The sequence below is a fragment of the Baaleninema simplex PCC 7105 genome (assembly GCF_000332355.1).
In the GTDB taxonomy this organism is placed as follows: domain Bacteria; phylum Cyanobacteriota; class Cyanobacteriia; order Cyanobacteriales; family Geitlerinemataceae; genus Baaleninema; species Baaleninema simplex.
The window spans coordinates 1,275,150-1,299,226 of the sequence record NZ_KB235958.1 but is presented as its reverse complement, the minus strand read 5'-3'; the positions used below and the strand labels follow the sequence as shown (position 1 = coordinate 1,299,226).

General features: G+C 57.7%; 15 protein-coding genes and 1 pseudogene. 15 read left to right on the top strand and 1 reads right to left on the bottom strand.

Annotated features, from left to right (window positions below; translation table 11 throughout):
• Window positions 1–142: 142 nt before the first annotated feature.
• Entirely contained in the window at window positions 143–928 is a 786-nt protein-coding gene (locus GEI7105_RS0107710) for a C39 family peptidase (RefSeq protein ID WP_017659896.1), read from the bottom strand.
• A gap of 136 nt (window positions 929–1,064) precedes the next feature.
• Here GEI7105_RS0107710 and GEI7105_RS0107705 point away from each other — a divergent pair, with 136 nt between their 5' ends.
• The 15 genes and pseudogenes from GEI7105_RS0107705 to GEI7105_RS36915 all read left to right on the top strand — a co-directional run.
• Window positions 1,065–2,258, top strand: coding sequence for an NAD(P)/FAD-dependent oxidoreductase (locus GEI7105_RS0107705; protein WP_017659895.1), 1,194 nt, complete (start codon window positions 1,065–1,067; stop codon window positions 2,256–2,258).
• A gap of 62 nt (window positions 2,259–2,320) precedes the next feature.
• Window positions 2,321–2,980, top strand: a complete 660-nt coding sequence (locus GEI7105_RS0107700) for an HAD-IA family hydrolase (RefSeq protein ID WP_017659894.1) — start codon at window positions 2,321–2,323, stop codon at window positions 2,978–2,980.
• The gene (locus tag GEI7105_RS29580) at window positions 2,910–6,128 is read left to right on the top strand and encodes a beta strand repeat-containing protein (protein WP_083862342.1); all 3,219 of its coding nucleotides are present in this window, start codon (window positions 2,910–2,912) and stop codon (window positions 6,126–6,128) included. The genes GEI7105_RS0107700 and GEI7105_RS29580 overlap by 71 nt, the downstream gene beginning before the upstream one ends.
• 127 nt (window positions 6,129–6,255) lie before the next feature.
• Window positions 6,256–9,108, top strand: a complete 2,853-nt coding sequence (locus GEI7105_RS29575) for a two-partner secretion domain-containing protein (protein WP_017659892.1) — start codon at window positions 6,256–6,258, stop codon at window positions 9,106–9,108.
• A 364-nt stretch (window positions 9,109–9,472) separates the two neighbouring features.
• Window positions 9,473–12,085 (top strand): CHAT domain-containing protein, encoded by a 2,613-nt coding sequence (locus GEI7105_RS0107680; protein WP_017659890.1) that lies wholly within the window; start codon window positions 9,473–9,475, stop codon window positions 12,083–12,085.
• 172 nt (window positions 12,086–12,257) lie between these two features.
• Window positions 12,258–12,983: a DUF928 domain-containing protein gene (locus tag GEI7105_RS29570; protein WP_017659889.1), complete on the top strand. Its 726-nt coding sequence runs from the start codon at window positions 12,258–12,260 to the stop codon at window positions 12,981–12,983.
• A gap of 276 nt (window positions 12,984–13,259) precedes the next feature.
• The gene (locus tag GEI7105_RS0107670; protein WP_017659888.1) at window positions 13,260–14,600 is read left to right on the top strand and encodes an RNA-guided endonuclease InsQ/TnpB family protein; all 1,341 of its coding nucleotides are present in this window, start codon (window positions 13,260–13,262) and stop codon (window positions 14,598–14,600) included.
• Window positions 14,601–15,001: 401 nt separating this feature from the next.
• Entirely contained in the window at window positions 15,002–17,974 is a 2,973-nt protein-coding gene (locus GEI7105_RS29565; RefSeq protein WP_017659887.1) for a CHASE2 domain-containing protein, read from the top strand.
• 46 nt (window positions 17,975–18,020) lie between these two features.
• Entirely contained in the window at window positions 18,021–19,802 is a 1,782-nt protein-coding gene (locus tag GEI7105_RS0107660) for an N-acetylmuramoyl-L-alanine amidase (protein WP_017659886.1), read from the top strand.
• Window positions 19,803–20,080: 278 nt separating this feature from the next.
• On the top strand, window positions 20,081–21,025 hold the full coding sequence (locus tag GEI7105_RS0107655; protein WP_017659885.1) for a YihY/virulence factor BrkB family protein: 945 nt from the start codon (window positions 20,081–20,083) through the stop codon (window positions 21,023–21,025).
• 83 nt (window positions 21,026–21,108) lie between these two features.
• The gene (locus GEI7105_RS0107650; protein WP_017659884.1) at window positions 21,109–21,324 is read left to right on the top strand and encodes a hypothetical protein; all 216 of its coding nucleotides are present in this window, start codon (window positions 21,109–21,111) and stop codon (window positions 21,322–21,324) included.
• Window positions 21,325–21,363: 39 nt separating this feature from the next.
• Window positions 21,364–21,789 (top strand): tetratricopeptide repeat protein, encoded by a 426-nt coding sequence (locus GEI7105_RS0107645; RefSeq protein WP_017659883.1) that lies wholly within the window; start codon window positions 21,364–21,366, stop codon window positions 21,787–21,789.
• A 31-nt stretch (window positions 21,790–21,820) separates the two neighbouring features.
• Window positions 21,821–22,609, top strand: coding sequence for an SDR family NAD(P)-dependent oxidoreductase (locus GEI7105_RS0107640; protein ID WP_017659882.1), 789 nt, complete (start codon window positions 21,821–21,823; stop codon window positions 22,607–22,609).
• 75 nt (window positions 22,610–22,684) lie between these two features.
• Window positions 22,685–23,695 (top strand): NADPH-dependent aldehyde reductase Ahr, encoded by a 1,011-nt coding sequence (gene ahr, locus GEI7105_RS0107635; RefSeq protein WP_017659881.1) that lies wholly within the window; start codon window positions 22,685–22,687, stop codon window positions 23,693–23,695.
• Window positions 23,696–23,811: 116 nt separating this feature from the next.
• A pseudogene (locus GEI7105_RS36915) lies at window positions 23,812–24,077 on the top strand (transposase); the annotation flags it as partial.

Here is a 24,077-nt window from a genome sequence, read left to right as displayed (position 1 = left end):
CCCAACCGTGCAGCTCGTCAGCCTCACGTTATCTCACCCTCCTCTGACAAACCGTTATCTGAGAACGCTTATTTCGACAGCTCGAGATCGTTGGGAAAGAGCAGAGAGAAAGGCTCTAACTCCTGAAAGCGAGCCACGACTCCTACTTAGAAACGAAGTGAACCCAAAAATTCCCGTCGGGAATACAAACCTGACGAATGAGATTATAAGAGTAGTGGAGGTACGCGCCGGGGAGATCCGTTCGGTAACCGCTGGGGAACCATTCGCCATAAGGATCGTGAACGAAAAAGCCGCGTTCGTCGTAACCGACGACCACGAGAATATGACCGAACGAGGTGAAATAACCGTGGACGATCGCGGGATTTAAATCAGCGACCCAGTCTTTAACCTCGTCGATCGTCGCGTTCGTTCGGAACTCGTCCGTACAGCCGTAGTCCCTTATAATTTTAGCTAAATCGTAAGGGCTGTGACGACTGAGATTGTTGTCGATCGCATAGCGATAGAGTTCGTCTTCAAACTGGCTGGCGTTGGTCCGTTGGGGAATGCGGAAGTATTTCAAACACATCGCCACCGAGGTCACGTTACAGGCGCCAGTGGGGTTCTCGAAGTTATCGAGTTGCGAGAGGTAGGGACACTCGAGTTGAATGGCGCGAGGGCGAGGTTTGGGGTAAACTTGCGAGCTACCCGTCCCTTGATTGTTTTCTCCAGCGATTTCAACGTGTTCGCCAAAGGCGTACCAGGTATCGAAGCCTTCGATCGCATCGTCTTTGAGGCTGAAGCGAACGTGGTTTCGCTCGCGGGAAAAGCTGTCGATATCGAATTCTCGTCCCTTGGGAATCGAGGTTTTCTCGCGATCGGGTAAATCCCCCGATTGGATGGGGCGTTGTTTGAAAACCGTGTTGGCGAGGGTATGCAAAACGAGGGCCATGAGCTTTCACCTGAAGGACGGATTGACGCGAGCGATCGGGTTCGAGAGACGGGGCGCTTAACGGACTTAAACCCACAAAGTACGTTAAAAATGAAGGTATCACGTTCGCAACCCCCCTTGCTAGATCGCGAAGATTATGACCGATAAACCCGCTCGTATCGTTATTCTCGGCGGTGGGTTCGGCGGACTCTACACCGCTTTGAACCTGAGCCGCCTTCCGTGGACTCCCGCCGAAAAACCCGAAATTACGTTAGTCGATCGCAACGATCGCTTCGTATTCGCGCCGCTTCTGTACGAACTGGTGACGGACGAACTGCAAACGTGGGAAATCGCACCGCCGTTTGTCGAACTGCTAGCAAACACCGAAATTCAGTTTCGACAAGCCTCAGTGAAATCGATCGATCTCGACTCGCACCAGGTTCACCTCGACGACGACGGCGATTCCCTTCCCTACGATCGCCTTGTCTTGGCGATGGGAGGCGAAACCCCCCTCAACGGAACGCCAGGTGTCGCCGAACGCGCGATTCCCTTCCGTACCGTCGCTGACGCTTACCGGGTGCGAGAACGACTGCGCCAACTCGAAAGTAGCGACGCCGACAAAATTCGCGTGGCGATCGTCGGTGGAGGATACAGCGGCGTTGAAATCGCCTGCAAACTCGCCGATCGCTTGGGAAATCGCGGCCGGATTCGCATCGTCGATCGCAACGATACGATTTTGCGAAATTCCCCCGAATTCAACCGCAACGCCGCCAAACGCGCCTTGAGCGATCGCGGCGTGTGGCTCGATCTCGAAACCGACGTCACCCAAGTCACCGCCGAGACGATTTCCCTGAAATACCGCGAACAAATCGACGAAATTCCGGTCGATTTAGTCTTGTGGACCGTCGGAACGACCGTCGCTCCCGTAGTGCGATCGCTACCCTTCGATCGCAACGATCGCGGTCAGATCCTCACCAACGCCAAACTCCAAGTCATCGATCGCCCCCACATCTTCGCTGTCGGCGACGTCGCCGCCACCTACGACATCAACGGACAACGGGTTCCCACCACCGCACAAGCCGCGTTCCAACAAGCCGACTACGCCGCTTGGAACGTTTGGGGTTCGCTGACGCATCGTCCCCTCCTACCCTTCCGCTATCAAAACCTCGGCGAAATGATGACCTTGGGACTCGACAACGCCACCCTCTCCGGCTTGGGACTCAGCCTCGACGGACCTCTAGCTCACATCGCTCGTCGCCTCGCCTATCTCTACCGTCTCCCCACCCCCGAACATCAATTAAAAGTCGGTTTGAACTGGATTGTCGAACCGTTTCGCGCCCTGGTTTCTTAGGAGATGAGGAAATTTCACATCATCATCCCGATCGTACGGTCGTCCCCGTTCCCTGAAAAAATATGAAACAGCCAAAAGTCATTTTTTTCGACGCAGTTGGAACCTTGTTCGGCGTTCGCGGGAGCGTGGGGGAGGTGTACGCTGAAGTCGCGCGGCGGGAAGCCAAGGTCGAAACCGACGCGGTGGCGGTCGAAACGGCATTTGTCGAAAGTTTTAAAGTAGCGCCTCCAGCAGAATTTCCCGATGTCGCGCCCGAGGACTTGTTAACGCGGGAATATCAATGGTGGTACGAGGTCGCTCACCATACCTTTGAAGCGGTGGGAGTTCGCGATCGCTTTACCGATTTCGATCGCTTCTTCGATCGCCTATTTTCGTATTTTGCCAGTGCCGAACCCTGGTTCGTTTATCCGGACGTTCTGCCGACGCTGACGTATTGGAAGCAACAAGGGGTCGAATTGGGGATCGTCTCGAATTTCGACTCTCGCCTCTACACCGTTCTCGACGCCCTCAATTTATCGCAGTTCTTCTCGTCGGTCACGATTTCGACACGAGTGGGTGCGGCCAAACCCAACCGAAAAATTTTCGATCGCGCCGTAGCCACTCACGACTGTTCCCCCGAAGTCGCGTGGCACGTTGGCGACAGCTATCGCGATGACTGCGAAGGCGCTCGAGGGGCGGGATTGCGGGGCGTTTGGCTCGTTCGCGATCGCGAAACGGAGTGATTTCGCCGGTACAGTAGAGAGGTCGGAGTCGCGCTGTGGAGTGTCTGAGGCGATCGCCAACTCGGGACACGCCAACTCGAAATGCGCCAACGGCACAGATCGAGCCTACCGTTTCACTATCGGGTCATCAGAGTCCGTTTTCTACCACCAAACCACGATGAAGATCGACGATAGAACCTCCCCTCTCGCGACGCGACACCGCCGTTTCGCTCGCCTTGCCGCTCTAACCTTGACTTCCCTAACAGCGATCGCTCCCAGCCTCGCACAGATCGCGCCCGACCAGACGCTACCCGAAAATTCTCGCGTTACGGTCGAGGGCAACCGCTTCACCCTCGACGGCGGAACCGAAGCCGGAAGTAACTTATTTCATAGTTTCGATCGCTTCTCCGTACCCACCGGAACCGAGGCATTTTTTAACAACGCCGCCAACATCGATCGCATTATTACCCGCGTCACCGGCAGCAACATTTCCAACATCGACGGTCTCCTCTCCGCCAACGGAACCGCCAGCCTGCTTCTGATCAATCCCAACGGTATTCACTTCGGCGAAAACGCCAGCCTGCAACTGGGGGGATCGTTCTTCGCCTCCACCGCCGACAGCCTCCTCTTTACCGACGGAAACCGTTTTAGCGCCGCCGATCCTCAAGCCGGAACGCTCCTAACCGTCAACGTTCCCGTGGGGTTGCAGTTCGGCAACGATCCCGGCGGAATTTCCAATCGATCGCGAGCCGACAATCCCAACGCCTTACCCCCCCTCGATCCCCGCTTGCCCCTCCCCGAAACCGCCGGATTGGGGGTCGTTCCCGGCCAGTTTCTCGGACTGCTTGGCGGAGATCTCGACCTCGACGGCGGCAACCTCACAGCGTTTCAAGGACAAATCCACCTCAGTAGCGTCGGCGGGCCGGGAGTCGTACAGTTCGGACTGACGCCTACCGGCTTAACCTTCGATTACAGCGGCGTTTCCGAGTTGGGTGCGATCGACCTTCAAAACGGGGCTACCGTTACCGCCAGCGGCCTCGGCGGCGGCGAGATTTCAGTACGAGGAGAAACCGTGACCCTGCAAGGGGGGGCGAGTTTGCGATCGGATACGTTCGGCGAGACAGACGGTCGCGGGATTAGTCTCGACGCAGGAACCTTACAACTGAGCGATCGCGCCTTCATCTCCAGTAGCAGTTTCGGGAGCGGTCGGGGAGGCGATTTAACCGTCCGTGCCAATCTCGTGGATTTAACCGGAACTGCGCCGGGATTGCTGCTGTCACAACTCGTCTCTGGAGAATTCGACCCCACGACTCTCAGCGACGGCGCGTTTGCCTTGAGTGTGGGAAGCGGTGACGGAGGAAACGTCCAGTTTCAAGTCGATCGCTTAAACGCTCGCAACGGCGCAGCCATTTTGACCTCGGCCCTCAGTGCCGGACAGGGGGGAAATTTAACGATCCGAGCGAACGAAGCCATCGAGCTATCGGTCGGATCTTTGTTACTCAGCGGCACCGCCGGATTGGGCGATTCGGGTCATATCGACCTGAGAACCCCCTTTTTGGGAGTGTTCGGCGGCAGTTTCGTCAGCACGAGTCCCAGTAGTTTCAGCCAGGGCGAAGGCGGAAACCTCCGCGTCGTCGCCGACACGATCGAACTGCGATCGACCCCAGCCGGTGCGGAGCTACCGGGAGGGTTGTTTACGACCACCTTAGGACCGGGTGCTTCGGGAGATGTCGCCATCGAAACCCGTCAACTGCGAGCGATCGACGGAATGCAAATTTCGGCGGCTTCTTCCAGTGCCGGTCAGGGGGGCAATCTCAGCATTACGGCCGCAGAGTTTGTAGAACTGGCTGGGGCGAGTGCGGATAACATTTGGCTCAGCGGCGTGTTTACCACCTCGTCGCTCCTCGAAGTTCTCGGACAAATGGGAACCGCCGGGGCGGGATCGTTGCAAATCGACACCCAACGGCTCAGTCTGCGAGGTGGGGCGCGGGTCTCGGCAGCCACGGGAGGGGTTGGAGCAGCCGGGAGTTTAATCGTCAACGCCACAGAGTCCATTGAAGTAGAAGGATCGGTCGTTTCGGGGTTGGGTCGCGTCGAACCCAGCGCCTTGTTTTCCGAATCGCGCGGGTCGGGGGATGCGGGGGTGTTGCGCCTCAACACGGGACGGTTGACCTTGCGCGACGGGGGCGAAGTGGCAGTACGCGGCCGCGGTACGGGGTCGGCGGGTAACTTGGAGATTAACGCCATCGAGGTCGAACTCGGTCGCAACACGGCGATCGGTGCGTCGAACGTCGATGGGGCTGGCGGAAATATCGTCTCGAACGTCGATCGCCTGACACTGCGCGACGGGGCGGAAGTTTCCGTCAACTCGCAAGGGAGCGGTGACGCCGGAGACGCCATTTTGAACGGGCGCACCCTCCTGCTCGAGGGGGGAACGGTAACGGCGACGAGTCTCCTGGGACGGGGCGGTAACGTCAACCTCAACCTATCCGATACCGTGGTGTTGCGCGATGGCAGTCAAATCACCACCCAGGCCGGAACGGCAGCCACTGGGGGCGGAGACGGGGGCAACATTACCCTGTCTGCGGGGGCGATCGCCCTGCTCGACACCAGCCGCATTAACGCCAACGCCTTTGAAGGAGCGGGGGGCAACATTCTAATTTCGACTCAAGGGTTGCTTCTCGCGCCGAACAGCCAAATTACCGCTAGTTCTCAATTCGGCATCGACGGAACGGTGAGCGTCCAAACGCCCGATATCGACGCGGGGACGGGACTGGTGGATTTACCCGAAGATCCCATCGACCCCCGACAAAAAATCGCTCGCGGTTGTGCTGCCAGCCGGGGCAATCGCTTCGTCGTCACCGGACGGGGGGGCGTTCCCGAAAATCCCACGGAAGGTCTGCGTTATACCGGTACCTGGGGAGACCTGCGGGACTGGCGCCAGGTTTCGCAGCACGATCCGAATTTCATGCCACAAAACGAAATTTATGTCAATAGCAACGAAAGATCTGTTTCGAGCGATCGGACTCCGGTTGTAGAAGCGACGACTTGGGTGCGTCTCGACGACGATTCCGTACAGCTCGTGGCACGTCCGTCTCGAGATCGTGGAACTTTTCAGACCGGTGCCGCGTCGAGCTGTATGCCCCAAACTTCGCCGAACGTTCCGTAACGGTTTCCGTAAAGTTTTCCATCGAACAGCGACTCTCTCTGGGAATTTGTTGGACTGAAAGTTTATCGTGGGATCGATATCGTAATATTTGAACCCCGTTAAACCCAGATCGAACAGCAGTTTTTCAATGGCTTTCGCAACTAAAAGTTTGTTTTCGGGGCTAGTTTTCGCCTCGATTTACAGTTTGACTCCTTCCCAGGCCGTCGGTCAAATTCTCCCCGACACCACGTTACCCGTCAATTCTCGTATCGTCGAAACCAACGGCAATATTTCGATCGAAGACGGAACGCGAGTCAACGATCTGCTGTTTCACAGCTTTTTCGAATTTTCCGTTCCCGCCGATACCGTGGCGCGATTTAACAACCTGCCCCAGATTCAAACCATTTTCAGTCGCGTGACGGGAAGCGACATTTCCCGCATCGACGGCACGTTAGCGGCCAACGGCGGTGCGAATTTGTTTTTCATCAACCCGAACGGCATCGTGTTCGGAGAAAACGCCCGTCTCGACATTGGGGGTTCCTTCTTGGCCAGTACCGCCGAAAGCGTCCAGTTTGCCAACGGCACCTCGTTTAGTACCGTCGAACCCGAGGCGTCTTTGCTAACCGTGAGCGTTCCGGTGGGATTGCAGTTCGGCGACACTCCCGGCGCGATCGTCAACCGATCGACGGCCGCCGCTCCACTCTCGGGCTTGCCCGATACCCTGCCACCCGCGACGGGACTGACGGTGTTGCCGGGACGAACGCTCGCGCTAGTCGGGGGAAACGTTCGCCTCGAAAGCGGTGCGCTGACAGCATTTCAGGGAGACGTTCGCATTACGAGCGCCGCTGGTTCCGGCCGCTTGGGTCTCGCGGCGACGCCCACGGGAATCGCGTTAGACGACAGTGGTATCGATCGCTTCGGTACGGTCGAGCTATCGGGAAGTGCCAGCATCGATACTAGCGGGTTAGGGGGCGGTGCGATTCGCCTGCGGGGGGAAGACGTCATCGTGCGCGATAACAGTCGAGTCGTGGCGGCGACCCTGGGCGACATCGACGGGCGAGCGATCGCGATCGCGGGCGATCGTATTGTCGTACGCGATAACGCGTTACTTTCGACCTCTACCTTCAGCAGCGGACGGGGCGGCGATCTCGAGCTTCGAGCCACCGAGAGCATCGACTTTATCGGAGTGGGAGTCGCGACCCTGCAACTGATACAAATTCAGGCAATTTTGGGAACTCTAGACTTGGCATCTGTCGAAGGTGTCACCATCGTCGGTACGAACGCTACGGGAGACGCGGGGAACGTGACTGTCGAAACTGCTCGACTGAAATTACAAAACGGGGCGGTGTTGGCGACGACAACGGGCGCGTCCGGTGACGGCGGTAACATCAGCATCTTCGCGAGCGACAGCGTCGAGATCGACGAATCTTTCCTCGCCACTGGCAGCTTGCAGGGAACCACGGGTCAGTCTGGCAGCGTGACCCTGGAAACCCAACGACTCCGACTCACCAACAACGGCGTCATCAATACTTTTACCTTCGGAAGCGGTTCGGGTGGAAACTTGTTTGTCGATGCCTCGGAGTCGGTCGAACTGCTCGACACGCCCCCAAACGCTATTTTACCGACGGGACTGTTCGCCAACAGTATTTTTGGAACCGGTCGCGGTGGAAATATCGACGTGCGAACCCAGAGACTCGTGATGAGAGGGGGCGCTCAGGCCGGAAACCAAAGCGGCGCACTGCTGGGAACGGGACTGGTTTCTTTCGGCGGTCCGGGGGGAAACGTCAATATCGAGGCGACGGAATCCTTCGACATCATCGGGATTTCCCCAGACGGTCGCTTCGGCAGCGGCCCGGGAACCACCACGTTTACGGATTCCCCAGCCGGAAACGTGACCGTGACGACGCAGCGGCTGTCTATAACGGAGGGCGGCTCGATCGAAGCGACAGCCCTCGATCGCGGACGGGGGGGCAGTATTACGGTGACGGCCACCGACCGTCTCGAACTGGCGGGAACGGGAATCGCCAACCGACAGGGAACGCCGATCGCGTTTCCCAGCAGTTTGGGAGCGTCCTCGGGACGGGAAGATTTTCCCAATTTAACGGCCAGTGGAGCGGCGGGAGACCTGCGCGTCAACGCTGGAACCCTCGCGATTCGAGACGGCGCCCAAATTGCTGTCGATAGTTTCGGCTCTGGCGATGCGGGTCTTTTGGAAATCCAGGCCGACCGACTTCGCCTCGAGAACGGCGGGAATTTAGACGCCACGACGGTCTCGGGACTGGGGGGAAATATTAACGTGCGATCGCCCATCGTACAGTTACGAAACGGCAGTACCATCTCGACCGATGCGGGAAATACTGACGGCGGCAATATCGCGATCGCCAGCGAGACCCTCGTCGCTCTCGACAACAGCGACATCACCGCCAACGCCCGACAGGGACGGGGCGGACGGGTGACGATCTCCGCTCTCGGAATTTTCGGGACGGCCTTTCGCAACGCTCCGACACCGGAGAGCGACATTACCGCCACCTCGGAACTCGGCCCGGCCTTCAGCGGCGTGGTGGAGTTGAAAACACCAGACGTCAACACAGACGCGGCGTTTGTGGAACTGGCTGCCGATCCCATCGATCCCGCCCGGCAAATTGCCCGAGGTTGTGCGGCGAGCCAAGGCAATACCTTCGTCGTGACGGGGCGAGGAGGCGTCCCCGAAAACCCGACCGAGAGCTTGCGACAGACGGTCAGTTGGAGCGACTTGCGCGATTGGCGGACGCTGCACGTTAGAACGTCGGCAGATGCGCCATCTCTCCCAGACACGCGGGCGATCGATGGAGAAGACGGGGATAGAGAGCGCCTCGAAGCGTCTGCCTTGGTGGAGGCGACGGGTTGGGTGCGCCTCGAGGGAAATTCCGTGCAGCTCGTCGCCTCGCCCGAGCGATCGAACCGTTTGAGTGCGACGAGCGAACGATTCGATACGGTCGGGTGTCCGTTGGGGAATCGTTAACCTCGGCGATCGGCTACAGTGAAAAGAAAGGGGTTAGACCCACCATGTTTACGTCGTTTCAGGCGATCGCACGTTCGAACGACGACGGGTTGGGTCGCCTCTCGAACTCGAGCGATCGGTCGCAAGGCAAAAAATCGAACCCACCAGACGGACTTCACCGAGGCCGTTCGACTGTTCTCAACTCGAGGTAGGAAATCGTAAACGATGTCTACGTTACAGATTCGATCGATGCGTCAGTGCTGGCGGAATTCACGAGTTCCTCTCTCGTCTTGATTTAAATCCTCCTGTTTTCACCAAAATTTCGATCTGAAATATTGACAAAAAAATATTTTTGTGGTATTAATTCTCATCCCTGACCGCCTCCATGAAGAATCACGTTCGCGCTTGGCGAAAACTCTGGAAAACAAGACTCATCAGTGCGCTCCTGTTCCTACTCGGTGTATGGGGCTTTACCAGTCTGTCTCAGATTTCGGCCGCGTCCGTCCCCGCCCTAATTCCCGCTCCGAGAGTGTTGCACGTCGCTGACGCGAACGAACGCCACAGCCAACGTCTCGATCCCGTCGCCTTAGAAGCCGATGCCCGACGCCTGTACGAAGCCGGACAGTTTCGAGCGGCCGAACAGAACTTTCAAGCGGCCGCCGAGGCGTTCGGTCTCGAGGGCGATCGCCTCAGTCAAGCCGGAAGTGCCACCTATCGCGCCCTGGCTTTGTACGAACTCGGACGACACCGTGCGGCGATCGAGGTTCTCGAAACCGCGTTACAGGAGCTGGCCGGTCTGCCAGTGTCCAACGGCCGCACGGCCATCGAAGCCCAAGCCCACCTCGCGCTAGGACGGTTGCAACTGAGCCGAGGTCAAACTCAAGCGGCTTTAGACTCCTGGCAACAGGCCGCCGATCGCTACGTCGCCCTCGAAGACGAACTCGGAGAACTCGGGGCGCTGACGAACCAAGCCATCGCCCTGCAAGGGTTAGGGCTGTACCGGCGATCGCAAGCCCTTCTCGAAACCGTCACCGCTCGTCTAGATGCCTACCCCGACGCCCGCCTCAAAATTACTGCCCTGACCGATTTAGGCGTCGCCCTACAAGTCGTCGGCGATCTCCACGAATCGCGAACCGTCCTCGAACGGGCGTTGGCGATCGCCCAAAACACCCCCGAACTGTCCCAAAACAGCATCGTCCTGCAAGCCCTCGGGGATACTACCCGCGCCTTGGGAGACCTCGAAGCCGCATTAGCCTTTTACCGCCAGGCCGCCGAGGCTAGTTCCCAAGCCACCGTTATCGTCACTGCCCGTCTAGCCCAAGCCCGCACGGCCATCGACCTCAAGGCATTCTCCGAGGCCGAACGCCTGCTCTCGGACGTCGAATCCCGTCTAACGACCTTACCAGACTCTCGCGATGCCGTTTATGCCGTCGTGAACTTCGTCGAAACCCGCTTGCGTCTCGACGACCGACAGCCCGAGAACGCCCCCGCCCTGGCCGAGTTACTGGCAACAGCCCTCGAGCGATCGCGCGATCTCGGAGACCGCCGGGCGCAAGCCTACGTCCTCGGTCAGTTGGGACACCTCTACGAAAGCCAGCAGCAGTGGCAAGTCGCCCTCGACCTGACCGAAGACGCCCTGCAAACCGCCGCCCCCCTCAACGCCCCCGACGTCACCGCCCAGTGGCAAGCCCAACTCGGGCGTCTGTACCGACAACAGGGCGATATCGAAAACGCGATCGCGGCCTATACCCAAGCCGTCAGCGAACTGCAACGTCTCAGTCGCGACCTCGTCGCCATCAACCCGGAAGTCCGACTGTCGTTCCGCGACAGCGTCGAGCCGGTCTACCGCGAACTCGTGAGTTTGTTGCTGGCCGACCGTCCCACCCAAGCCCAACTGCAACAGGCCAGGGAAACCATCGAAGCCCTACAACTGGCCGAACTCGAAAACTTTTTTCGCGAGTCCTGTCTCGAAGCCAGTCCGACCCAGCTCGATCGCGTCGACGCTCGCGCGGCCGCCATTTACCCGATTATCTTGCCCGATCGCCTCGAAGTCATTCTCTCCCTGCCCGGACGCCCCTTACAAAACTACCGCGCCGAGGTCGATCGCGCGACGTTAGAGCGCACCTTACAACGCGTTCGCCAATCCTTGAGCCTGTCGTTTCCCCGTAACGAACGACTGGTTCTGTATCGCCAACTCTACGACTGGCTCGTTCGCCCGGCTGAGACCGCGTTACAAAACGCCGACATCGCGACCCTCGTGTTCGTCCTCGACGGGCCGCTGCGGAACTTACCCATGTCCGTTCTCTACGACGGCGATCGCTACCTCGTCGAACAGTACGGTCTCGTTCTCTCCCAAGGGCTGCAACTCCTCGAACCCCGTCCCCTCGACAACAGCCAACTGCAAGCGGTCATCGCCGGATTGAGCGAAGGACGACAGGGATTCGCACCGCTGCCGGAAGTCGAATCGGAAATCGCCCGCATCGCCTCGGAAATTCCCTCAGAAATCCAACTCAACCAACAGTTTACGACCGAGGCCACCCGCGCCGCCCTCGCCCGTGCCTCCAACCCCGTGTTGCACCTCGCCACCCACGGTCAGTTTAGTTCCGAAGCCGACGATACCTTTATCGTGACCTGGGACGGTAAACTGCGAGTCAGCGAACTGGGGTCGATTTTGCAGCGTCGTGACGAAACGCGATCGGGTGCGTTAGAACTGTTGGTGTTGAGCGCTTGTCAAACCGCTCGGGGAGACGATCGCGCCGTGTTGGGACTGGCAGGGTTGGCGATCGAAAGCGGGGCGCGAGCGACCGTCGCCACCCTCTGGAGCGTACGCGATCGCTCGACAGCCAATTTGATGGTGGAGTTTTACCGACAGCTCGCCCGGCCCGGCATCAACAAAGCCGAAGCGTTACGTCAAGCTCAACTGTCTCTTTTGGCTCGCCCCGAATACGACCATCCCTTTTTCTGGGCTCCCTTTGTTCTCGTCGGGAACTGGTTGTAACCGTCGGGAGATATCTCCAAAAACACACCGGAACCTGGAAAGAAATCCCGTAAAATTTACAAAATGTTTAATCGATCTTTCCCAAGACTTCATACTGCCTCCCCAAAATCTGCACTATCCTAGTAATTGGGGAAAGTCTATGCGTCATCTGTCGATTGAAAGGATATGTCCCATGAAGTACTCTCAACTTAAATCGTTATTCGGGCGAACCCTGGCGGCTACCGCTGTGGGTGCAGCCACCCTGTTCGCCGTCCACCCCGCCTCAGCCGTAACTTTCGGCACGCCCGACGGTGTAGCGGGAAACCCCAGCACGGCCTCGAGCGGCGGTGCTAGCCGGACAGCCGGTCTCTGTTTGGCCGGTTCGGCAAACGCCAGCGCCCTGCAACCGCTACTGCCGGGTTTCCAACGCGTCCTCACCGTTTCCGAACGGCCGGAATTTTTCGTCTCCGTTCCCTCGATGACGGCGACGACCGCCTCGTTTAGCTTGCAAGACGAAGAACGGGAATACTACCGCACGCAAGTCGAACTGCCCGCCGAGGGCGGAATCGTCAGCGTCACGTTGCCCGAGGGCGTCTCGCTCGAAGCTGAAAAAGATTACAAGTGGTACTTCGAGATTCACTGCGTCTCTGAAGTGGCCGATCCCGACAACCCCAACATTGAAGGGACGGTGTATCGGATGCCCCTCGAAGGCGGCCTCGCCGCCGATCTCGAGGCCGCTGCAACTGCGATCGAAGCCGCCAGAGCGTATAGCGAGGCCGGAATTTGGTACGATGCGCTCAGCACCCTGGCCCGCGCTCGCCAAGATCGCCCGCAAGACGCAAGTGTCGCCTCGAACTGGAACGAATTCCTCGCGTCAGTCGGTTTGGATAACCTAGCCCGTCAGCCCTTAGCCGATTAGTTAAGGAGGGTTAGTTAACGATCGATTCGAGACGCATCTACTTCGCGCCCCACTGTCGCCGTCGATCGGCTCGGGACAGTTCGATCGGCAGAGGCAACGGTGGGGCAGACCTCCCGAGTATCGATAGACGATCGGCAGAACGAACGTCTGGTCTACCAAGATCCGTCGCAGTGCTCCGCCCATAGCCGAGGGCTTGGGGGGTGGTGAAGCGACGGGAGGGAGTAGTTCGCTTAAGCCTAGGAAACAAATATTTATTTCATAGGCTAAGATAATTTCATGCTAAACATGACGTGGGAATTCAAGCTAGAGCCAACGGCGGAGCAGGTTTCAGACATCGAACACATTTTGGATGTGTGCCGCAATGTCTGGAATTTTGCCCTGCGGGAACGTAAGGATTGGCTAAATTCCCGAAAGTCGCCCGTGAATGCGTGTTCCATCGTGCAGGAATACATCTTGCCTGCGGATGCACTATTTCCCAGCTATGCGCGGCAGTGCAAGTCCCTAACTGCGGCGAAAGCTGAATACCCCCGATTAAAGACTGTTAATGCCCAAGTGCTTCAACAAGTCATCCGAAAACTGGAAGCCTCCTGGGAGTCGTGGCGGTTAAAGCGTTCGGGTCTTCCACGGTTCAAAAAACCTAACCGGATGCGAAGCTTTGTCTTCCCCCAGATGCTCAACGCTTCGGCTCCGCTCAGCGTTGAGTCCGAGCGGAGTCGAGGACTCAAAAACTGTGTGTCTGACAAAGGGATTAAGTTGCCTCAGTTGGGATGGGTTCGGGTTCGGTGGTCGCGGAAAATTCCTGATTTATTTCAGGTTAAGCAAGCCCAGATTGTCCGCAAGGCATCCGGGTACTTTGTCGTGCTGAGCCTTCAGGCTGACGTCGATATTCCTGCTGTAGCCCCTCACGGGCATCCGGTAGGGATTGATGTTGGCCTAGAGTATTTTCTCTCAACTTCTGATGGAGAGCAGGTCAAGCGGCCTCGCTTTTTCAACAATCTGCACCGCAAGCTGAGATTGCTGCAACGCCGATTGAAGAAAAAGCAGAAGGGGTCAGCTAACTGGCTGAAACTCCAGAAGAAGATTGCCAGAGTCCATCAACGGATTGCCGATACGCGAAAAGACTGGCATTTCAAGCTGGCTCATCACCTCTGCGACGGTGCAGGGATGATTTTTGTCGAAGATCTCGACTTCCGTATCATGGCTAAGGGAATGTTGGGCAAGCACACCCTAGATGCTGGATTGGGACAATTTGTGAATCAGATCCTTCCCTGGGTGTGCTGGAAGCGCGATGTCTTTTACGGCAAAGTTGATGCCCGTGGCACTTCTCAGGAGTGTCCGGATTGTGGAGTGGAGGTTCGCAAAGACCTCTCAACTCGAATCCATCACTGTCACAACTGTGGGTCAGTCAAACCCCGTGATGTGGCGAGTGGACAAGTCATCTGTAGCCGTGGGCAACGGCAAATCGAAACTGCCTGTGGAGGGGAGGCGGCGGGGGCTGAGTTGGCTCAGTCTAGCTGGCACCTGTTGAAGCAGGAAATCTTTGGGGCGACCCAAGGAATCTCCCTGCATACCCGGAACGGGTTGCTGGGAGAGGATGTCAACGATCGCCTCAGATAACGGCACGGACGTTTCCCACAGGCGATCGCACGTTTAGGTCGCCGTCGCCCGCCGAAGGCGCTTTGTCCGTCCGAAACCCTCACCCGATACATCGCGTTCGATCGCCTCCCATTTACACCTACCCTGACGCATCTCAGCCCCGTTTGAAATAAAATCGGTACAACGACAGTCAAAACTGCACTCAGAGAATTTTGACTCGCTCGCACCGACAGCAGCGATCGCACCAGGGGTTCGCCACGCCGTCGAACTCGAGCCGTCAGGTTTCAGACTCCCCGAGCTATAGCTGCTGTGGGAAAAAACCCCCTCCAGCGAACGCTGGGGGCAAACGTCGAAGCTCGTCGTGCGATAAGCGCGTATCCTACTGCGGGGTCAGATACGAGGGAGAGGTTCGCAACGAACGTATGCGAGAGGGCAAAAACACGCCAGTTCGGGCTGAGCGACCGTTAACCCGATCTTGGCGATATCTATCAAAAGCTTGGCAGTGGCGGTTCGTCCTGGTCACCGCCCCCATTGTGGCGGGGCTGGTGGTGACCGGCCAGGCCAGTGGGTGGTTTCGCCTGTGGGAATGGACGGTACGCGACCAACTGTTTCGCCTGCGGCCGAGCGAACCCGTCGACGAGCGGATCGTTATCGTGGCGATCGACGAACCCGATATCGTGGCCGTAGGACAGTGGCCGATGCCCGACGCGCTCCTGGCCACGTTGCTGCAACGTATTCGTGCCGGGAATCCCGACGCCATCGGTTTGGACTTGTACCGCGACCTCCCCGTCGAACCGGGACACGAGCTGTTTGAAGAGGTGGCGCGATCGACCCCCAACTTGTTCGGGGTCGAAAAACTTCTCAGCAATACAGTCGCCCCACCGCCGGTTCTCGCTAACGCCGGACGGGTGGGCATCTCCGACGTCATGCCCGACGCCGACGGTAAAATTCGCCGCGCTATCCTCTCGGCTGAAAATCCCAACGGTGAATCTCAACTCGGCTTGGCGCCCGTTCTCGCCTTGCATTACCTCGAGCAACGGGAAGTGACCCTCGAGCCGGCCGGGAACGACCCGAAAAAGATGCATCTGCGCTTGGGACGAGCGCTGTTCGTTCCCCTGACCGGACGCGAAGGGAACTATTTTCCAGGGGAAATCGGCGGCTATCAAATCCTCCTCAACTATCGCAGCGAAGACTTTATTACTGTGTCCATGACGGCGGTTCTCGACGGGACGGTCGATCCCGACCTATTTCGCGATCGCGTGGTGTTGATCGGCCCGGTCGCCCCCAGTCTCAACGATTTTTTCTACACTCCCTACAGTAGCAACCTGCAACAAGACCCGCCGCAAATGCCAGGGGTCGTCGTCCACGCGAACATCGTCAGTCAGATGTTGAGCGCAGCCCTCGAAGGACGGGAACTGTTGCGGTTGTGGCCCAAATCCCTCGAACAGAGTTGGACTGTGGTGTGGTCTTTCGTGGGAGCAGTCGTGACCTGGCAGTGTTTGCAATGGGCGCGATCGCGGGGGGTTAGTTTGGGCTTGCTGGCTGCCCTGGTGTCAGTCGGACTCGGCAGTGCGGTAATCTGCGCGATCGTCTACCTCTCCTTTCTCGAGGGGTGGGTGCTGCCCATTGTCGCCCCGTTCTTAGCCCTGACGGGGTCTTCCGTCACGGTCGTAAACTGGCACTATCTCTGGCAACTCAAACAAGCGAACACCAAACTCCGAAGCTACTCGCGCACTCTCGAACAGCAGGTCGACCGACGTACGGTAGAACTCAAAACTGCGTTGGAAGCGGCGAAAGCTGCCACGGTCGCGAAAAGTCAGTTCCTGGCTAACATGAGCCACGAACTTCGTACCCCCATGAACGGCGTCATCGGCATGACCGATCTGTTGCTGACGACCCGTCTCGACGACGAGCAGCGGGATTTTCTCCAAACGATTCGCACCAGTAGCGAGAATCTGGTTCTCATCGTCAACGACATTCTCGATTTTTCTAAGTTAGAAGCCGGTCAAATGCGCCTTGAGTCGATCGACTTCGAGTTGAACGCGACGCTGAAAGACGTACGCCGACTGTTGTGGCCGACGGCCAACGCCAAGGGACTAGCCCTCGAGTATCATATCGGCCCGGAAGTTCCCCCTTGGCTCAAAGGCGATCCGACGCGGCTGCGACAGGTGATTATCAATCTGATCGGCAACGCCATTAAGTTTACCGATCGCGGTCGTATCGACGTGTTTGTTTCCTGTCCGCACCGACAAGATGCCGAGGCCACCTTACGTGTTACCGTGCAGGACACGGGGATCGGTATCGCTCCTGAAGACCAACACAAGTTGTTTCAGTCGTTTTCTCAGGTGGACGCATCGACGACGCGCAAGTACGGGGGAACGGGGTTAGGACTGGCTATCTGTCGGCGGTTGTCGAGTTTGATGGGCGGCGAGATCGGACTCGAGAGCGAGGTAGGGCGAGGTTCGCGGTTCTGGTTTACGACTCGGTTGGAGGTGGCGGCCGAACCGATAACGGTGGTGGCAGATCCCCCGGTCTCGCAAAACGGCCGCAACGTCCCCGTCGATTTGTCCGATCGCTCCACTGTAAAGATTTTGGTGGCCGACGACACGCCGGTCAATCAGAAGGTCGTCCGCAATCAACTCAAACAACTCGAGTATACGAACGTGACCTGTGTGGGTAACGGTCGGGCAGCCCTCGATCGCTTGGCGGAAGAACTGTTCGATTTGGTGCTGATGGACTGTCAGATGCCGGTTCTCGACGGCTACGAAGCCACTCGTCAGTTACGGCAACGGGAAGCAGGAACCGATCGCCATACTGTCATCGTGGCCATGACGGCTCACGCCCTCGAGGGCGATCGCGAGAAGTGTTTGGCGGTGGGAATGGACGATTACGTGACCAAACCCGTGCAGCGGACCGTGTTAGAAGCTACGATCGAACGCTGGGTGAATCCGTCTCGTCGCCATCTGGCACTCGAGACGACAGGAGACCGACACAACGGTAACGGAACGGCGGCAAGTTTAGATCGCGGGCAGGAGACCCGAACGACGACCGTTGAAGAAATACCGCCGACGGTGGATGTGGTGCGGTTGGAGGAAATTACGGGGGGCGATCGCGAGTTCCAACAGGAGTTGCTGGAAACCTTTACCGAGGACGCGCTCGTTTGTGTGGGGGAAATCCGCGATGCCCTCTCGACTCGCGACTGGCCGAGGCTGTCGCAGTTAGCCCACAAGTTAAAAGGGGCCAGCAGCAACGCCGCGATCTTAACGATGCCGGATTTGGCGCGCAAGCTCGAACGCCAAGCCAAAGACAGCATCGACCACGGCATGGCAGAATTGGTAGAGCAGTTGGAACGGATTCTCGATCGCGTTCGACTGTCTGTTAAACGTGAAAAGTGACGGCCGAGCGATCGATTTCCGTTCGCCGTCGATCCGGTCTCGAAGTATGAAACGCGTTTTGATTCGTTCGATAGTTCCCGCGATCGCGGCGGCAGCGATTCCCGTAGCGATCGGGGGGTCGGTGATGGCCAATTCTTCGTTATTTATCGCTTATCCTCCCGAGACTCACGACACGACCAGCGATCGCATTTTTATTATCGGGACGGCCGACCCCACTGGCGCGGTGACGGTGAACGGAACGCCCGTCGATCGCTCGGCGGCAGGACATTTCGCCCCGAGTTTTCCGCTGACCGTGGGGGAAAATCGCTTTGAGGTTCGTTACGGCGATCGGGCGGTGTCTCTGACGGTGGTGCGTCGGTCTCCCACGCCGAATTTACCTCAAGGGGTGGGGTTTGCAGCGGGATCGCTCCAACCCTCTCACGATATTGCTCGAATGCCGGGAGAACTGGTCTGTTTCAGCGCCATCGCCCCGACGGGAGACGACACGTCAGCCCGCGTTCGCGTCGGCGATCGCACGGTCGCTTTGTTACCGGATACCGCCTCGCGTCCCCTTCCCGAGAACTTTGCCGTCCTCGTGGGACGAAACCAACCTCTGCCCGTGTCGCCCTCGGCGGCCACCTATCGCGGTTGCACTCAGTTCGAGACGCCGGGAAGTTGGGGACGGCCGGTGTTCGAGTTGCAGGTGGGTGGCGAAACGGCGACGCAACCGGCCGGAGGTGCGATCGAGATTTTGCCGCGAGATGCTGTTTTAGCGGCGGAAGTCGTTGCGGAGGAGGCGATCGCCCGCACGGGACCGAGTACCGCCCACTCCCGCCTGACGCCTTTACCTAAAGGGACGAGAGCCAGGGTGACGGGAAAGGAAGGGGACTGGCTGCGCCTCGATTACGGGGCTTGGATACGGTCGGAGGAGGCGCGAACTTTTCGCAGCGGCGTTCCGCCCCAGTCGATCGTTCGTAGTGTCAGCGCCCGTCACGGCGATCGCTGGACGGAGGTACGGTTTCCTCTCGAAACTCCCGTTCCCGTCAGCGTCGAACAGGAGGGCGATCGCCTCACCCTCGCTCTCTACAACACCATCGCTCAAACCGATTTTATTGCCTTCGACGCCGACCCCTGGGTCGAAGGGATGACCTGGCAGCAAACGACCCCCACGCAAGCGCGATATCAGTTTCAGTTTCGGTCTTCGCAGCAGTGGGGGTACAAACTTCGCTACGACGACACGACGCTGGTTCTCTCGCTGCGCCATCCTCCTGAAATGTCGCCGACGCAGCCGTTGGCGGGAACGACGATTTTACTCGACCCCGGACACGGCGGCCCGGAAGATTTGGGCGCGCGAGGGCCGACGGGAACCCCGGAAAAGGAGGTGACGCTCGAGGTCGGATTGTTGTTGCGGGACGAACTCGAACGCCGAGGGGCGACGGTGGTGCTGACGCGGGAAGGGGATGTCGATCTGTGGCCGCACGATCGCGTCGCGATTATCGAGAAAGTCGAACCGACTCTCGCGCTGAGTTTGCATTACAACGCCCTCCCCGACAACGGCGACGCCGAGAACACGGCCGGAATCGGGACGTTTTGGTATCACCCGCAAGCTCGCGATTTGGCGAGTTTTTTGTACCGCCATTTAATCGACGATCTAGACCGACCGGAATACGGGGTGTTTTGGGCGAATTTTGCCCTGACTCGTCCGACGGTCGCGCCGTCCGTGTTGTTAGAGTTGGGCTTTGTTATCAATCCCGAGGAGTTCGAGTGGATCGTCGATCCGCAAGCACAGCAAGCGTTAGCGGTCTCTTTGGCGGACGGAATCGAGGCGTGGCTGCGCGAACGGCGCTAAAATTTAGGTTGACATTTTTGTGACTTTGTGGTATGTAGGCTTGTTGAGTCGGGTTTCAAAACGTCTTCACCACAGAGGCACAGAGGACACAGAGCGGTTTTTGCAAGGATTTGAGATGAGGATGCAGTTTGAGACTCAACTCGACCCACCTCAGACGTTTCGGTATCCCCTGCGATCGCCGCGATCCCGTTACCGTTTTCTGCCTTCGAGTCGAAACTCTAGGGAGAAACCCCTATTCTAGAACTAAGTTCTTCTGACTCGAGCGACGTGCGATCGCTATGCGTTTTCCCCTCTTACCTCGCTTTCTAAGTTTCTTTTGGCATCTGAGACCCTACGTATTGCGTCACGTGGCGGCCGAGATGGGTCGGTTGCGGTTGTTCGGCTTGTCGTCAGAAATTGCTTTCGATTCGATGTTGGCGATGTTTCCGGCAATCATCGCCGCCCTGTCTGTGTTAGGGCGAGTCTTTCCCGAACGGGCTGCCTTCGATTTAATTGCGGACAATTTGAAAAGTCTTCCGCCCCAAGACGTACAGACTCTGATCGATCGCTTTGTCGATCAGCTACAAGTCTCGAAAGGGGGTGGGGTGTTGTCGTTGAGTTTTATCGCGGCGTTGTGGATCGCGTCTTCGGCGGTCAGTTCGACGATGAACGCCCTCGATCGCATTCACCGGATTTCCCACAAACGCACGCGTCCGTTTTGGAAAGCCAAATTAATTTCGCTGACGCTGACCTTGGGATCGATCGTCTTGTTGGCGGTGGCGTCGTTTCTGGCGATTATCAGCGATTTTATCGTGCAGTTTGTCGTCGGCTACATGGGAGAATACGAGTCGAACGTGTTGGCGGCGTGGCATCGGTTGAGCTGGCCGTTGGCGTTGGTGTTGGTGGCGATCGCCTTTGCATTCGTGTATCGTTTCGGACCGAGTCGCTGGAAGCCGGGAATTCCCGTGTTTCCGGGGGCGGCGATCGCCACGTTATTGTGGGCGGGAATTTCGAGTTTGTTTCGGCTGTACGTCTCCCATTTCGGGCGATACAACGTGTATTACGGGGCGGTGGGAACGGCGATCGTCATGCTGTTGTGGCTGAAGCTGAGTTCTCTGGCGTTGCTGGTGGGGGCGCAACTGAACGTTTCGGTAGGACACGCCATGCGACGACAAGCGGAAACGCGACGTATGAAACGATTGGCAAAAAATATCGGGGTGGAAGAGGAAGATCGCTCGGTCTAACGCGTCGATCACCGATCGGGGTTTGCGATCCAAAAGACTCCCGACGATCTACGATCGATCCGTATTCTCCAATTGCTATTACTATGGATCGATCGAAACTCGTGGCGATCGCCACCGGAACCATTTCCCTGATCCTCGCGATCGCTTATCTAATTCTCGTGCAGTTTCTCGACTTTCGCGGCGAAATGCAACCCGCCCCGCAAGACCTCTCTCTCTATCGACCCATCCCTTCCGTTCTCGCCGCGACCCCAAGTCTACTCGAAGGGGGGGACACGAACTCAGAAGCAATGGCACAGTGAAAGTAGAACGGAACGCGACAACAGAGCGAGGACGAAATCATGGAACTGTCTCAACTGGTTGGATTGTCGGTGCTGGTGGCGGTTCTCGGGGTGGGGTTGGCGGTGATGCTGTGGGCTTACGAAGGGGCTGGCAGTCAAGCGATACTGTTCGAGTCTCCCGTAGAACGCCGCCCGTTGGCCGACGACGTCGCCCCAGTGTTCCATCGCGGTTGTGAGGAATTTCGGGCGGGGGACTATCGCAAAGCAGCCAACACCTTCGCGGGATGTTTGGCGTCGAATCCCAACTTAGCCGAAGCTTATCACAATCGCGGCTTGGCATTTGCCAATTTGCGACAGGACGACGACGCCGTCGAAGATTTGCTGTTGGCCGGCGATCGCTATGGGAAAGAAGACCGTCCGGCAGAGTTGGCGGCGGTGAAACAGGCTCTGGCAGCAATTAAGGCGCGGAAGGACGAGAACACTTAGAATATTTGGGAACGTTCGCGTTGGGCTGGTTATGACCACTGCATTGATTACGGGGGCATCGTCGGGGATCGGGGCGGAATTTGCCCGACAACTGGCGTCGCGGGGAACAGACGTGGTTCTCGTGGCGAGATCGCGCGATCGCTTGCAGCAGCTTGCTGAAGAACTCCAGGAACGATACGAGATTCGAGCCACCGTTCTCGCTGGCGATCTGACGCGACCCGAAGACATCGAACGGGTGTACGAAGAGACGGAAGGACGAGGAACGGCCATCGACCTGTTGGTGAACAATGCCGGATTTGGCGATTACGGAGAGTTCGCCGAGAGCGATCGCGCCAAAATACTATCGATGGTTCAGTTGAACGTGATGGCGTTGGTCGATCTGACCCATCGCTTTCTGCAACCGATGCGCCAACGGGGATCGGGCTGTATCGTTAACGTGGGATCGATCGCCAGTTTCCAAGCTCTGCCCTATTTTGCCGTGTACGCGGCGACGAAAGCCTTCGTCTTGAGTTTTAGCGAAGCGCTCTGGGCCGAAAACGACAAAACGGGCGTCAAGATTCTCGCCATCTGTCCCGGTCCGACGGATACGAACTTTTTCGAGGTGTCCGGGTCGCCCCCGTCCAACGGTAACTCATCGCAACTGGTATCGCCGGAAACAGTGGTTCGAGAGGCGATCGCCGCCCTCGATCGAGATACGGCCTGTACGATCGCCGGTGGGTTGGTCAACCAAGCGATCGCCACGTTACCGCGATTGTTCCCCCGCGACGTTTTGGTTCGAGCGATCGAGCAGCAGTTTCGACCGAAATCTCGCGAGAATTAACCGTTAGATAGAGGTCGGCGATCGCGATTCCCGCTACCATCGAGAGCGTGTTCGTATATCTGTAGAACTCGCAACATGGCAAAGATTCAGGCTTATGCCGCCCGAGACGTGGCGGGAAAACTCGAACCGTTTGAATACGATCCCGGTGCGTTGGAGGCCGAAGAGGTCGAACTCGCTGTCGAATCCTGCGGGATCTGTCACAGCGACCTGAGTATGTTAGATAACGAATGGGAGTTGACGCAATATCCCTTCGTTCCCGGTCACGAAGTCGTCGGAACCGTAACGGCGATCGGCGATCGCGTCACCGATCTCCAAATCGGACAGCGGGTCGGTTTGGGCTGGTTTGCCAACTCCTGTATGGGTTGCCAGTGGTGTATGTCCGGCGACCACAATCTCTGTAGCGACGCCGAAGGCACGATCGTCGGACGCCACGGCGGATTTGCCGATCGCGTTCGCGCCCATCACAGTTGGGTCATCCCGATTCCCGAGGGCATCGATCCCCTCAAGGCCGGGCCGCTGTTCTGTGGTGGCATTACCGTATTCAATCCAATGGTAGAGTTCGACCTCAAACCCACCGATCGCGTGGGTGTGGTGGGAATTGGCGGCCTCGGACACCTGGCGATTCAATTCCTCAATGCTTGGGGATGCGAGGTGACGGCGTTCTCGACGAGTGCGGACAAAGAAGCCGAAGCTAAAGAACTCGGGGCGACCCATTTTGTCAATTCTAAAGATCCCGACGCCCTGCAAGCCGTCGAAAACACTTTTGATTTTATTATTTCGACGGTGAGTGCCGATCTCGATTGGAACGCTTACGTGGCGGCGTTGCGACCGAAGGGACGATTGCACTTAGTCGGCGTGGCGACGAATCCCCTCGATTTACAGTTGTTTCCTCTGCTGATGGGTCAGAAGTCGGTGTCGTCGAGTCCGGTAGGGAGTCCGGTGACGATCGCCCAGATGTTGGACTTTGCCGCACAACACGGAATCGCACCGATGACGGAAGTGTTCGAGTTCGATCGCGCGAACGAAGCAATGGACTATCTCCGCAACGGTAAACCTCGCTATCGCATCGTGTTAAAGCAGTCGTAGGGGGTCGCTACGATCGCGTTAGCGAAAAAAACCCTCTAACGGGACTTAAACGGTAAAAAAGGTAAAATAAAAGCAAAACCCTTGACTGACAAGGATTTAAGGTGGAGAGTGTCCCCATGAGAGAGACCACCCCAGCCGCTATGCCACCCTGCTTTGAGAAGTGGTGCAAGCGTTTCGACCCCGACTTCAAAACCCAAGACACAAAAAAAGGGGTTTAGACACTATTTGGGAGGATTACTCGGGGAAAGCCAAGCGAAAAAACATAACTCAGATGGCAAACGACTCGGTGGGAGTGGTTTACAACCGCTTACATCATTTTATAACGGAATCCCCTTGGGAGGAGAAGCGTATTAACGTAAACGTCGTTTAAAGGTGGTGGACT